Source organism: Microbacterium gorillae (assembly GCF_050990725.1).
In the GTDB taxonomy this organism is placed as follows: domain Bacteria; phylum Actinomycetota; class Actinomycetes; order Actinomycetales; family Microbacteriaceae; genus Microbacterium; species Microbacterium gorillae_A.
In genome coordinates this window covers 3,075,443-3,088,676 of the sequence record NZ_CP158844.1, presented here as the reverse complement: position 1 = coordinate 3,088,676, position 13,234 = coordinate 3,075,443, and the positions used below count along the sequence as shown (strand labels likewise).

The 13,234-nt window shown below is 68.6% G+C and carries 12 protein-coding genes; 9 read left to right on the top strand and 3 right to left on the bottom strand.

What is annotated here, in order from left to right; translation table 11 throughout:
• Positions 1–26: 26 nt before the first annotated feature.
• Complete coding sequence (gene pheS, locus ABTV68_RS14245; RefSeq protein WP_433674361.1) at positions 27–1,067, top strand: phenylalanine--tRNA ligase subunit alpha; 1,041 nt, start codon at positions 27–29, stop codon at positions 1,065–1,067.
• Positions 1,067–3,595: a phenylalanine--tRNA ligase subunit beta gene (gene pheT, locus ABTV68_RS14240; protein ID WP_433674360.1), complete on the top strand. Its 2,529-nt coding sequence runs from the start codon at positions 1,067–1,069 to the stop codon at positions 3,593–3,595. Before pheS ends, pheT begins: the two co-directional genes overlap by 1 nt.
• Before the next feature lie 237 nt (positions 3,596–3,832).
• On the opposite strand, the gene ABTV68_RS14235 is transcribed toward pheT, so the two are convergent.
• Positions 3,833–4,615: an isocitrate lyase/PEP mutase family protein gene (locus ABTV68_RS14235; RefSeq protein ID WP_433674359.1), complete on the bottom strand. Its 783-nt coding sequence runs from the start codon at positions 4,613–4,615 to the stop codon at positions 3,833–3,835.
• A gap of 327 nt (positions 4,616–4,942) precedes the next feature.
• Here ABTV68_RS14235 and argC point away from each other — a divergent pair, with 327 nt between their 5' ends.
• From argC to argH, 6 genes are read left to right on the top strand one after another with little or no spacing between them, the layout of a single operon-like run.
• Positions 4,943–5,995 (top strand): N-acetyl-gamma-glutamyl-phosphate reductase, encoded by a 1,053-nt coding sequence (argC, locus tag ABTV68_RS14230; RefSeq protein WP_433674358.1) that lies wholly within the window; start codon positions 4,943–4,945, stop codon positions 5,993–5,995.
• Positions 5,992–7,149 (top strand): bifunctional glutamate N-acetyltransferase/amino-acid acetyltransferase ArgJ, encoded by a 1,158-nt coding sequence (gene argJ, locus ABTV68_RS14225; protein WP_433674357.1) that lies wholly within the window; start codon positions 5,992–5,994, stop codon positions 7,147–7,149. The genes argC and argJ overlap by 4 nt, the downstream gene beginning before the upstream one ends.
• On the top strand, positions 7,146–8,051 hold the full coding sequence (argB, locus tag ABTV68_RS14220; protein ID WP_433674356.1) for an acetylglutamate kinase: 906 nt from the start codon (positions 7,146–7,148) through the stop codon (positions 8,049–8,051). Before argJ ends, argB begins: the two co-directional genes overlap by 4 nt.
• Complete coding sequence (locus tag ABTV68_RS14215) at positions 8,048–9,247, top strand: acetylornithine transaminase (RefSeq protein ID WP_433674355.1); 1,200 nt, start codon at positions 8,048–8,050, stop codon at positions 9,245–9,247. Before argB ends, ABTV68_RS14215 begins: the two co-directional genes overlap by 4 nt.
• Positions 9,244–10,173, top strand: a complete 930-nt coding sequence (gene argF, locus ABTV68_RS14210) for an ornithine carbamoyltransferase (protein WP_433674354.1) — start codon at positions 9,244–9,246, stop codon at positions 10,171–10,173. The genes ABTV68_RS14215 and argF overlap by 4 nt, the downstream gene beginning before the upstream one ends.
• Positions 10,170–11,591: an argininosuccinate lyase gene (argH, locus tag ABTV68_RS14205; protein ID WP_433674353.1), complete on the top strand. Its 1,422-nt coding sequence runs from the start codon at positions 10,170–10,172 to the stop codon at positions 11,589–11,591. The genes argF and argH overlap by 4 nt, the downstream gene beginning before the upstream one ends.
• Before the next feature lie 126 nt (positions 11,592–11,717).
• On the opposite strand, the gene ABTV68_RS14200 is transcribed toward argH, so the two are convergent.
• Positions 11,718–12,299, bottom strand: coding sequence for a DUF1349 domain-containing protein (locus ABTV68_RS14200; RefSeq protein WP_433674352.1), 582 nt, complete (start codon positions 12,297–12,299; stop codon positions 11,718–11,720).
• Between the two features lie 124 nt (positions 12,300–12,423).
• On the opposite strand from ABTV68_RS14200, the gene ABTV68_RS14195 reads away from it, so the two are divergent.
• Positions 12,424–12,750 carry a hypothetical protein gene (locus ABTV68_RS14195; RefSeq protein WP_433674351.1) on the top strand — a complete coding sequence of 109 codons (327 nt, stop codon included), beginning with the start codon at positions 12,424–12,426 and terminating at the stop codon, positions 12,748–12,750.
• Positions 12,751–12,812: 62 nt separating this feature from the next.
• On the opposite strand, the gene ABTV68_RS14190 is transcribed toward ABTV68_RS14195, so the two are convergent.
• Complete coding sequence (locus ABTV68_RS14190) at positions 12,813–13,232, bottom strand: hypothetical protein (protein WP_433674350.1); 420 nt, start codon at positions 13,230–13,232, stop codon at positions 12,813–12,815.
• Positions 13,233–13,234 lie beyond the last annotated feature (2 nt).

Sequence of the window (13,234 nt, the reverse complement as noted above, 5' to 3'; positions counted from 1 at the left end):
GGATGCCCGCCGGTAGACTGAAAAGCGTGTCTGAATCTCCCGTGATCACTCCTGAAGCGGTCGACGCCGCCGTGACGGACGCCCTCGCCGCCATCGCGGCCGCGCCCGACACCGCCACGCTCAAGACCGTCCGTGCCGCGCACCAGGGCGAGGGGTCGCCGCTGGCCGCCCTCAACGCCGCGATGCGCTCCGTCGCACCCGCGGACAAGGCCGCGTTCGGCAAGCTGGTGGGCCAGGCCCGCGGGGCCGTGACCCAGGCACTCGTCGCTCGCGAACAGGAGCTGGAGGCAGCCGAGACCGCGGCGAAGCTCGAAGCCGAGCGTGTGGACATCACCGCACTCGGCTCGCGCCGCACCACGGGTGCCCGCAACCCGCTCACCCTGCTGCAGGACGAGGTCAGCGACATCTTCGTCGGCATGGGATGGGAGATCGCGGAGGGACCGGAGCTCGAGCACGAGTGGTTCAACTTCGATGCGCTCAACTTCGACGTCGACCACCCCGCGCGTCAGATGCAGGACACGTTCTTCGTCGACCCGGTGGACCGTCACCTCGTGATGCGCACGCACACCAGCCCCGTGCAGGTGCGCTCGATGCTCGACCGCGAGGTCCCGATCTACGTCCTGTGCCCCGGGCGCGTGTACCGCACCGACGAGTTCGACGCCACGCACCTGCCGGTCTTCACCCAGTTCGAGGGTCTGGTCGTGGACAAGGGCATCACGATGGCGAACCTGAAGGGCACCCTCGATCACGCCGCGAAGGTGCTGTTCGGACCGGAGGCGAAGACGCGCTTCCGCACCAACTTCTTCCCGTTCACCGAGCCCAGCGCCGAGCTGGACCTGTGGCACCCCACGTTCCCGGGCGGCGCCCGCTGGATCGAGTGGGGCGGCTGCGGCATGGTGAACCCCAACGTCCTGCGCGCCGCCGGCATCGATCCCGAGGTCTACTCGGGCTTCGCCTTCGGCATGGGCATCGAGCGCACGCTCATGTTCCGCAGCGATGTGCAGGACATGCGTGACATGGCCGAAGGCGATGTCCGCTTCAGCGAGCAGTTCGGAATGGTGATCTGATGCGTATCCCGCTCTCCTGGCTCCGCGAGTACGTCGCGGTCCCCGCCGAGGCGACCCCCGAGGACGTCCTCGCGACCCTCGTGAAGGTCGGCTTCGAAGAGGAGGACGTGCACGGCTTCGACGTCTCCGGTCCGATCGTCGTCGGTCAGGTGCTGTCGTTCGAAGAGGAGCCGCAGTCCAACGGCAAGACCATCCGCTGGTGCCAGGTGCAGGTGGCGCCCGAGGGCGAGACCGCGGCCGACGGTGGCGAGGCTGTGCACGGCATCGTCTGTGGCGCGAGCAACTTCTTCCCCGGCGACAAGGTCGTCGTGACGCTCCCCGGCGCTGTCCTTCCCGGACCGTTCCCCATCGCGGCACGCAAGACCTACGGACACGTCTCGGACGGCATGATCGCCTCCGCGCGTGAGTTGGGCCTCGGCGACGAGCACAACGGCATCCTGCGTCTGGTCGAGCTCGGACTCGACGACGCACCGGTCGGTGCCGACGCCATCGCGCTGCTCGGTCTGGACGACCAGGCGATCGACATCAACGTCACGCCGGACCGAGGGTACGCGCTGTCCGTGCGCGGTGTGGCCCGCGAGTATGCGCTCGCGGCCGGCATCGACTTCACCGACCCGGCGGACCGTCCCGCCGAGGAGGTCGGTGAGGGCACCGGTTTCTCCGTCACGGTCGACGACCGGAACCCCATCCGCGGCAACGTGGGTGCGACGGAGTTCGTCACCCGCGTCGTGCGTGGCGTGAACCCGTCGGCACCGACTCCGGCGTGGATGATCGCGCGCCTCTCGCTGGCGGGTATGCGCTCGCTGGGCGTGCTCATCGACATCACGAACTACGTGATGCTGGAGCTGGGCCAGCCGCTGCACGGCTACGACCTCGACAAGCTCACCGGCGGCATCACGGTACGTCGCGCGAGCGCGGGGGAGAAGCTCACCACGCTGGATGGCGTCGAGCGCACCCTCAGCGATGAGGACCTGCTCATCACCGACGACGCCCAGGTGCTGGGGCTCGCGGGTGTGATGGGCGGGCTCACCACCGAGATGAGCGAGACAACGCGCAACGTTCTCATCGAGGCGGCAAACTTCGACACGGTCTCGATTGCTCGCAGCGCCCGCCGGCACAAGCTCCCAAGCGAGGCATCGCGTCGTTTCGAGCGAGGCGTGGACCCGCTGGTCAGCTTCGTGGCGGCTCGTCGCGCAGCGGACCTCATGGTCGAGCTCGCCGGCGGGACGCTCGATGAGCTGGGCGGACAGCTGAACGGCGAGGTGGTGTCGGTCGGCATCGACCTGCCGGACGGCTTCATCTCCGGGCTCATCGGCGTCGAGTACTCCGACGAGGAGATCGTCTCGGCACTGACCGCTATCGGCGCGCAGGTTTCGCGGGTCGAAGGCGTTTCGGTCGTGATCCCGCCCACGTGGCGTCCCGACCTCACCGACAAGTGGACCCTCGCGGAGGAAGTCGCCCGCGTCTACGGACTCGACCGCATCCCCTCTGTGCTGCCGACCCCGCCGTCGGGTCGTGGCTTCACTGCCGCGCAGACCGGCCGCCGCCGCGTTTCCAACACGTTGGCCGCCGCCGGCTTCGTCGAGACGCCGTCGTTCCCGTTCATCGGGCAGGCGGCCAATGAGCTGCATGGTTCCGCGGCGGGCGGACCCGTGCCGATGATCCGTCTCGCGAACGCGATCGACGGCGCGGCACCGTTCCTGCGTCGGTCGCTGATCCCGGGCCTGCTCGCTGTGGCGCACCGCAACCAGTCGCGCGGTCTTGTGGACCTGGCGCTGTTCGAAGTGGGGTCGGTGTTCCTCCCCGCCGAGGGAGTGCAGTATGGCACCGACACGGTCCCGCCGCTCGGCGTGCGCCCGAGCGATGAGGTGCTCGCCGAGTTGAACGCGTCGATCCCGCCGCAGCCGCGGCATGTCGCCGTGCTCCTGACGGGCAACCGCGTGGTCAAGGCTCCCGGTCAGTCGGCCGAGGCGTACGACCTCGTTGACGCCCTCGACGCGGTCCGTGCCATCGGCGTTGCCGCGGGCGTGAGCATCGATGTGGCACAGGGCGAGCGCGCGGCGCTGCACCCGGGGCGCACCGGTGTGCTCTCGGTCTCGGGCATCGAGGTCGGCTACGTCGGTGAAGTCCTGCCGCAGGTTTCGGCGGACGCCGATGTCCCGGGTCGCGTGTACGTCGCCGAGATCGACCTGGATCTGCTGCTGTCGACGGCCGCCGAGCGGACGGTCGCGGCATCGCTGTCCACCTTCCCCGCGGCCACGCAGGATGTGTCGCTGCTTGTCGGCTCGGACGTGACGGCGGGTGCCGTCGCCGCCGCGCTCATCGAGGGTGCAGGCGACCTCCTCGAGTCCGTCCGCCTGGTGGACGACTATCGCGGTGAGGGTCTGGCCGAGGGATCGAAGAGTCTGACGTTCGCGCTCCGTTTCCGTGCCGCCGACCGCACGCTCACTGCGGCCGAGGCGACGGAGGCGAAGCTCGCCGGCGTTGCGGTCGCCACCGAGCGTCTGGGCGCGCAGATCCGCGACTGACACGCGAGCCGACATGAGGGGGTGGACACCAGCCGGTGCCCACCCCCTCGTGCTGACTTGCCTGGTCACACCGGAAGGCACGACGCGACACCCGCAGGAAGCGATGTTGCGGGAGATCTGCGCGGGAGTTCACGGACGGCATGATCACGTTCCGGAACAGCGGGGACACTGCTGGTATCACCTTCGTGTAGGACACGCACGTGCCTACGCCGGTCACCACGGCCCGCTAACGAGTTATCAGTCCCGCGCGAGAAGGCTGTTCAGCTCGACGTAGGATGACGCGGCCGCGGGCAGCGACGACCCCGTGAGCACCGCGCGTGCACTCTCCCGGAACGCGCGCAGGGCCCCCTCAGCGAGGTCCGTGCCCACACTCACCCGAGCGACGCCCACACCGGCGAAGTCCGCAACGCTGGGACCGCCCGCGGAAGCCATCACCGCGACGGGAAGCGGCTGCCCGGCGACGATCTCGCGCAGCGTGTCCAGATCGGTGAGCCCCGGAACGAACAGAGCTCCGGCACCGGCCGCCGCGTACGCCGCACCGCGCTCGATCGCGTCGGCGAGAGCCGTGGGGGACCCGAGCAGGAAGGCGTCGGTGCGAGCGTTCACGAAGAGCTCGGGCGAGGCGTCGAGGACCGCGCGAAGCCGATCCGCCTGGTCGCCCGCGGCACGCAGACCACCGGCCCACGAATCCTCCAGGTTCACCCCCGCAGCGCCGGCCTCGTGAAGGCGCCGAACGTTGGCGGCGGCGGCCGCAGAATCCTCCGTGAAGCCTGCCTCGGCGTCCACGGTGAGCGGCACCGTGAGCACCCGCGCGATGCGACGCGTCGCCGCGATGATCTCCTCGATCGGCACGGCATTCCCGTCCGCGTACCCGAGACTCCAGGCGACGCCGCCGCTCGTGGTGGCCACCGCCTGCGCGCCCTCGTGTTCGGCGATAGCGGCGGTCACCGCATCCCAGGCGTTGGCGAGCACCAGGGGAGTGCCCGGAACATGGAGGTCGGCAAGGGAAGTGTGGCTCATCGGCGGAGTCCTTTCGTCGCCCTCATTCCACCACGACCTCCGACGTCCCGCTGGCGGATTTCGGACGCGACCACGGCCGCATCCACGGTCTCGCTCAGGAACCGGGTGGTCACGAAGTGACCCCGATTTCGGGCGACGTGGTGGGGCACGCTAGCATTGCCCCTATGTCGCAGTCGCTCACCCGCATCACGCTCGTCACGAGCGTCGTGGCGCGGCGACGTCAGGCGGGACGCCGAATCTAGGCGACCCCGCTTTCGTCGCGTCTGCATGCGGCGGAACGTCGGTGTCGCCTCTCTGGCCCCGTTCCGCTGACTTTAAGGTAGAAACATGACGTATTCGGTCGCCGTCTCCGGCGCATCCGGCTACGCGGGCGGCGAGATTCTGCGCCTGCTCGCGAACCATCCGGACATTGAGATCCGCACGGTGACGGCCCACTCCAACGCCGGTCAACCTCTCGCCCTCCACCAGCCGCACCTGCGTTCGCTGGCTCACCTCACGCTGCAGGACACCACGCCGGAGATCCTCGCCGGACACGACATCGTGTTCCTGGCGCTCCCGCACGGCCAGTCCGGTCAGTACACCGACCAGCTGGCGGGCGTCCCGCTGGTGATCGACGCGGGAGCGGATCACCGCCTCACCGATCAGGCCGACTGGGATGACTTCTACGGCGGTCACTTCCACGAGCCGTGGACCTACGGGGTACCGGAGCTGCTGATCGATGGGGGTGCCCGTAAGCAGCGGGAGCGCCTCGTCGGAGCCACGCGGATCGCTGCTCCCGGCTGCAACGCGTCCACGGTGGAGCTCAGCCTCGCCCCGGGAATCGCGGCGGGTGTGATCGAAGCGGACGACATCGTCTCCGTGCTCGCGGTCGGTCCGTCCGGTGCAGGCAAGAGCTTGAAGGCGAACCTGCTCGCCAGCGAGATCCTCGGCTCCGCCAATCCCTACGCGGTGGGCGGCACGCATCGCCACATTCCGGAGATCCGTCAGGGCCTGCGGTGGGCCGGTGCCACCGGGGACGTGCGCATCAGCTTCACCCCGGTGCTCGTGCCCATGTCGCGGGGAATCCTGGCGACTACCACCGCCCGCATCGCCGACGGGGTCTCCGACGCCCAGATCCGTGACGCGTGGGAGCAGGCGTACGGTGCAGAGACCTTCGTTCAGCTGCTGCCCGAAGGGCAGATGCCACGTACCGCGGACGTCACGGGCGCCAACACCGCGCTGATCGGCCTCTCCATCGACCGTCGTGCCGGCCGCGTGATCGTGGTCACCGCCGTCGACAATCTCGCCAAGGGCACCGCCGGTGCCGCCATTCAGTCCATGAACATCGCGCTCGGCCTCCCCGAGGACCGGGCCCTCACCGTGAACGGAGTCGCACCGTGAGCGTCACGGCCGCACAGGGATTCGAAGCCGCGGGTGTCGCGGTCGGCCTCAAGTCGACGGGCAACCGCGATGTCGCGGTCGTCGTCAACCGCGGTCCGTTGAAGGTGGGCGCAGCCGTCTTCACCTCCAACCGCGCCCAGGCGAACCCGATCATCTGGTCGAAGCAGGTCATCCAGGACGGCGTGGTCGAGGCCATCGTCCTCAACTCCGGCGGGGCGAACTGCTTCACCGGATCGTTCGGCTTCCAGACCACACACCAGACCGCCGAGCGCGCCGCTGAGCTACTCGGTGTGAGCGCGGCAGATGTGCTGGTGTGCTCCACGGGCCTCATCGGCACGGGCGACGAGATCTTCCGAGGCAAGGTGCTCGACGGAGTCACCCAGGGCGTCGCGGAGCTCTCAGCCGACGGCGGCGAGAACGCCTCGCTCGCGATCATGACCACGGACACCCGTCCGAAGCGCTCGGTGGTCTCGCGCGACGGCTGGACCATCGGCGCGATGGCGAAGGGCGCGGGCATGCTGGCCCCGGGCCTGGCGACCATGCTCGTCGTCATCACCACCGACGCGGTGCTCACCGCGGAGCAGGCCGATACCGCGCTGCGCGCCGCGACCCACGTCAGCTTCGATCGCCTGGACTCGGACGGCTGCATGTCCACCAACGACCAGGTCACCCTGCTGGTCTCCGGCGCCTCCGGCATCACCCCCGACCTCGCGGACTTCACCGCCGCGCTCACCGAGGTGAGCGCTGACCTGTCGCGCCAGCTGCAGGGTGACGCGGAGGGTGCGAGCCACGACATCACGATCGTCGTGCGGGGCGCGGCGAACGAGGACGACGCTGTTGAGGTGGGCCGCTCGGTCGCCCGCAACAACCTGTTCAAGGCGGCCATCTTCGGCAACGACCCGAACTGGGGTCGTGTGCTCGCGGCCATCGGCACCACGCAGGCGGACTTCGACCCGTACAACGTCGATGTGTGGATGAACGGCGTACGCGTCTGCCATGAGGGCGGACCCGACGCACCGCGCGAGGATGTCGACCTGACGCCGCGCGCCACCGAGCTGATCATCGATCTGCTCACCGGCGACGCCACCGCGACGATCCTCACGAACGATCTGACCCACGACTACGTGCACGAGAACAGCGCCTACGCCTCATGACCGAAGACAATCTCCAGCACACCGATCCGATCGCCGCGTCCGAGCGCGCGGCCATGCTGATCGAGTCCCTGCCGTGGCTGCAGAAGTTCCGCGACGCGATCATCGTGATCAAGTACGGCGGAAACGCCATGGTGTCGGAGGAACTGCAGGACGCGTTCGCCGCCGACATGGCGTACCTCCGCTACGTCGGCATCCAGCCCGTCGTGGTCCACGGGGGCGGGCCGCAGATCTCCAACATGCTCGACCGTCTCGCTATCCCGAGCGAGTTCCGCGGCGGCTACCGGGTCACCTCCACGGAGGCGATCAGCGTCGTGCGCATGGTGCTGACCGGTCAGATCAATCCGCAGTTGGTCGCCAAGATCAACTCGCACGGGCCGATCGCCACGGGGCTGTCGGGGGAGGATGCCGGGCTCTTCGGAGGCCGACGTCGCGGAGTCGTGATCGACGGCGTCGAGGAGTCCCTGGGCCGTGTCGGCGATGTCGTCACGGTCGATCCGACCCCCGTGCTCGATCACCTGGCCGCGGGACGCATCCCGGTGGTCTCCTCCATCGCCCCGGACCTGGATCACCCGGGCCAGTCCCTGAACGTGAACGCCGACGCGGCCGCCGCGGCGCTCGCCACTGCGCTGGGGGCGAAGAAGCTGGTCATCCTCACGGATGTCGCCGGCCTCTACGCCGACTGGCCGAACCGCGACTCGCTGGTCTCGCATCTGAATGCGGCCGAGCTGCGCGATCTCATGCCGAAGCTGGAGAGCGGCATGATCCCGAAGATGCAGGCCTGCCTCGACGCCGTCTCCGGCGGCGTGAGCAGTGCCGCGATCATCGATGGACGCGTGCCGCACTCGGTGCTCGTCGAACTCTTCACCAGTCAGGGAATCGGAACGGAAGTGGTGGCGCAATGAGCGCATGGCAGGACGACGCGACGCGGGATCTGATGGGGCTGGGCGGACGCCTGGCGCTGCTGGTCCGCGGCGAGGGATCTGCGGTGTGGGACGCCGACGGCAACCGCTACCTCGACTTCTTGGGCGGCATCGCCGTGAACAGTCTCGGACACGCGCACCCGACCTTCGTCAATGCGGTGTCCCAACAGGCGGCCGTGCTCTCGCACGTGTCGAACTACTTCGCCACCCCGCAGCAGCTCGAGCTGGCCGCAACGCTCAAGCGCCTCGCCGGCACCGGGGAAGCAGGACGGGTGTTCTTCGCCAACTCCGGCACCGAGGCCAACGAGACCGCGGTGAAGCTGGCGCGCCTGCACGGCAACAAGGTGGGCAAGAAGGGGCTGGTCAGCCTCAACCACGCCTTCCACGGTCGGTCGATGGGTGCGCTGTCGCTGACCCCGAAGCCGCTGTACCAGGACGCCTTCCGACCGCTGCTGCCCGACGTGACCTACATCGATAACACGCTCGAAGCGCTGGACGAGCTGGACTGGTCCGATGTCGCCGCGATCTTCATCGAGCCGATTCAGGGGGAGGCCGGCGTGGTCGAACACCCCGCGGGGTTCCTCCGTCGCGCGCGCGAGCTTGCCACCGAGAACAACGCCCTGCTCATCGTCGACGAGGTGCAGACCGGCATGGGCCGGACGGGCGACTGGTTCGCGTTCCAGCGTGAGGGCATCGTGCCCGACGCGATGACGCTGGCCAAGGGCATTGCCGGCGGCTTCCCGCTGGGCGCGCTGGTGACCTTCGGCGAAGCCAGCGAGCTGTTCTACCCCGGCACGCATAACTCGACCTTCGGCGGCAACCCGCTCGCCACCGCGGTCGGCCTTGCTGTCGTCGCCGAGGTCGAGAACAACGACCTGCTGGCCAATGTCGTCACGCGCGGCGAGCAGCTGCGTGCCGCCGTCACCGACCTGCCGCTCGTCACCGGAACCAGCGGAAAGGGCCTGCTCATCGGGATCCACCTGGACGGCCCGCACGCGGGTGCCGTCCGTGAGGCAGCGCACCGTCGCGGACTCATCGTCAACGCGCCGACCGACGACATCATCCGCATCGCCCCGGCCTACACGATCGGCGACGCCGAGGTCGAAGAATTCACCCGTCTGTTCGCCGCCGCGCTCGCGGACGTGAACGGCACCGCATCCGAGGAGAACAACGCATGATCCGTCACTTCCTCCGTGACGACGACATCACCCCCGCCGAGCAGGCGGAGATCCTGACGCTCGCCACGCAGCTGAAGACGGACCGTTGGCAGGCGAAGCCCCTGGCCGGTCCGCAGACGGTCGCGGTGATCTTCGACAAGTCGTCCACCCGCACGCGGGTCTCGTTCGCCGTGGGCATCGCCGATCTCGGCGGATCGCCGCTGATCATCACCACGGCATCCAGCCAGCTCGGCGGCAAGGAGACCCCCTCCGACACCGCTCGCGTGCTGGAACGCCAGGTCGCCGCCATCGTCTGGCGCACGTACGGTCAGGCGGGGCTCGAGGAGATGGCCCGCGGCACCACGGTTCCCGTGGTCAACGCGCTGTCCGATGACTTCCACCCGTGCCAGCTGCTGGCCGACCTGCTCACCATTCGTGAGCACAAGGGGGAGCTTGCCGGTCTTACGCTGTCGTTCTTCGGCGATGGCGCGAGCAACATGGGCCACTCCTACCTTCTCGCCGGCGCGACGGCCGGCATGCACGTCCGGATTGCCTCGCCCGCCGGGTACGAGCCGCGCGCGGACGTGGTCGCCGACGCGACCGCGATCGCCGAGCAGACCGGCGGATCCGTCACAGTCACCACCGATATCGCCCAGGCCGCGGCCGGCGCGGACATCGTGGTCACCGACACCTGGGTCTCGATGGGCAAGGAAGAGGAGAAGCAGGCGCGCCTGGACGCGCTGGGCGCCTACAAGGTGACGTCCGCCGTGATGGCTCAGGCAGCACCTGATGCGATCTTCATGCACTGCCTTCCCGCCGACCGCGGCTACGAAGTGGACGCCGACGTCATCGATGGCGAGCAGTCCGTGATCTGGGATGAGGCGGAGAACCGCCTGCACGCCCAGAAGGCGCTGCTGGTCTGGCTCCTCGAGAAGGCGAACGCATGAGCGGGCAGCACGGCACGAACGAGGGTTCGCTTTGGGGCGCCCGGTTCGCCGGCGGGCCGTCCCCGGCTCTCGCCGCGCTCAGCCGCTCGACGCACTTCGACTGGGTACTGGCTCCGTACGACATTCGCGGCTCGAAGGCTCACGCCACCGCACTGAACGCGGCCGGCTACCTCACGGATGACGAGCTGCGAGACATGCACGCAGCGCTCGATCTGCTGGCCGCCGATGTCGCCTCCGGCGCGTTCGCTGCCGCTGACACCGACGAGGACGTGCACGGTGCACTCGAGCGCGGACTGATCGAGCGCGCCGGTGCGGAGCTCGGCGGTCGCATCCGGGCCGGACGAAGCCGCAACGATCAGATCGCGACCCTCGTGCGGATGTTCCTGCTCGATCATGCGGCGATCATCGCCCGCGAACTCGGGGGACTGATCGACGCGCTGCTCACCCAGGCGGAGGCCGCCGGAGGCGCGATCATGCCCGGCCGCACGCATCTGCAGCACGCGCAGCCGGTTCTGCTCGCCCACCACCTGCAGGCCCAGGCCTGGCCGCTGGTGCGTGACCTCGAGCGTCTGCGTGACTGGCGTCGTCGCGCTGTCGTGTCCCCGTACGGCGGGGGAGCGCTGGCGGGTTCGACTCTCGGCCTCGACCCCGCGCTCGTCGCCCGCGAGCTCGGTCTTCAGAGCCCGGCGCCGAACTCGATGGACGGCACCGCCGCCCGCGATGTCGTGGCCGAGTTCGCCTTCATCACGGCGATGGTGGGCGTGAATCTGTCGCGCCTCTCGGAGGAGATCATCCTCTGGAACACGCGCGAGTTCGGCTTCGTCACCCTCGACGACGCGTTCTCGACCGGCTCCAGCATCATGCCGCAGAAGAAGAACCCCGACATCGCCGAGCTCGCTCGAGGCAAGTCGGGTCGCCTCATCGGCAACCTGAGCGGCCTGCTGGCGACCCTCAAGGCGCTTCCGCTCGCCTACAACCGCGATCTGCAGGAGGACAAGGAGCCCGTCTTCGACTCGGTCGCCACCCTTGAGGTCGTTCTTCCCGCGTTCACGGGCATGGTCGCCACGATGACCTTCCACACCGACCGGATGGCCGAGCTTGCTCCGCAGGGCTTCTCGCTCGCGACCGATGTGGCCGAGTGGCTGGTCAAGCAGCGCGTTCCGTTCCGCGTCGCACATGAGGTGTCCGGCGCTCTGGTCCGCGCCTGCGAGGAGCGCGGGATCGGACTGGAGGATGCGGACGACGCCCTGCTCGCGTCCGTCTCCGAGCACCTCACCCCGGAGGTTCGCAGCGTGCTCTCGATCGAGGGCTCTGTCGCCAGCCGTGATGGCATCGGCGGAACCGCCCCGGTGCGCGTCGCCGAACAGCGCGCGCAGCTTGCCGCCGAAGCGAGGGAACTGGTCGCCGTCTGGTCCTGATCCCGTCATGCAGAACGCCGGAGAGCGCCCCGCGGGGGACATTCTCCGGCGTTCTGCGTTTTCTCGGGCGTTGGCGGCTGTGCCGTCGGAAGACGGCGACGAGCGTGACCGGACAGTGCCCCGGGGTCAGTGGATCTCGAGGTCAGCCGGACCGCGGGTCCACGAGGTGAACGTCACGACCAGGCCGGGGCGCGTCGGTGCGGCCAGGAACGGACCGGCCGTCACCTCGACGTCGCCGGGGAAGGGGGCCAATCGCACGAGACGCCATTCGGTGTCGTCGTTCGCGCGGGCACGGATGATGAGCGCATCCTTCCAACGGCTGACACGGAGCACCAGCTCGTGACCCGCCCACTCGTCGGCACGGCCCACCGACCAATCCGAGGCGCCGTTCGTGACGACAGCACCCAGTCCGAGGTGACCGTCCGCGAACTCGACGCCGGCCTTCACCCACGTCTCGGCATCTGCACGGACGAAGAGCCCCGCCTGGTCGAACTCCCCGGTGAACTCGCCGCGGAAGCCGACCTCCATCGACTCGCCCACGGCCAGCGGTGCGAGCAGAGCATGTTCGTCGTCGTGCACGAACCCGTAGGCGGTGCGCAGCCAGGCATCACTTCCCTCGGCGGCTTCGACGATCAGCGTGCTCTCGGCGATCGACGACGAAACGGGGGCGGTGGTCCATGAGCCGGAGTCCCAGGCGACAGTTTCCATGACGCCATCATGTCCGATCGTGACGCTCTGCGTGTCGCTATGTGACGCCGTGCGTGACGGTGCGGTCGGGGCCGACATATCGTGGACCAACCGATCAGCAAACCCGGAGAAGGGAACCGGAACGATGTCCACCACCACGCGCCTCGAGCAGTCCATCCAGACCGCTTGCGAGCACGGCGCGATGTGCGTGCACGACCGTTCCGGTCACGGCCTCACCGGCATCCGCCTGCGTCTTGCCCTCGCCACCCGCTCCGGCTGGCGCGACGCCGTCGTCGAGTCGGTCGACGCGGACGGCTGGATCGATCTGCGACTGGTTGCCGATGGCGACCTGGTTCGCGTCTGGAACCACGCCGACCTCTCCGAGGTGCTGGCGCTCGGTGAGCCCGTCGCTCTCCACGAGCGCTATGAGGTTCTCGCGGCCGGCTCGCTCCACCTGAACATCGCGGTCTGACACCGCACACACGAAGAAGGGTCCGTGCCAGCTGGCACGGACCCTTCTCGGTTGGTGAGAGCTCACGCACCCATCGAGGCCATCATCTTCTCGCAGGCCTTCATGCAGGTCTCGGCCGCCATCATGCACATGCGGCACGTCTCGCTCATGTCGGCGTGCTTGGCGCACTCGTCCATGGTGGCGCGGCACATCGCGATGCAGGCCTGCAGCATCGGCATCATCGTGTCGGCCGACATGCTCATCGGGCGCATCATCATCTTCATCATGGTGTTGCAGACGTCTGCGCACATCGCGCACATCGACGCGCACATGCCCATGCCGTCCATGCCCGACATCGCGTCGGAGCACATCGTGCAGGCCTGCATACAGGCGTTGCACGCCTCCATACACTCCTGCATGGCCATCATGTCCATGTTCTGCATCATGCTGTCCTGCATCATCGACGCAGGCATCATCTTCATCATGTCCGTCATCTGGTCCATAG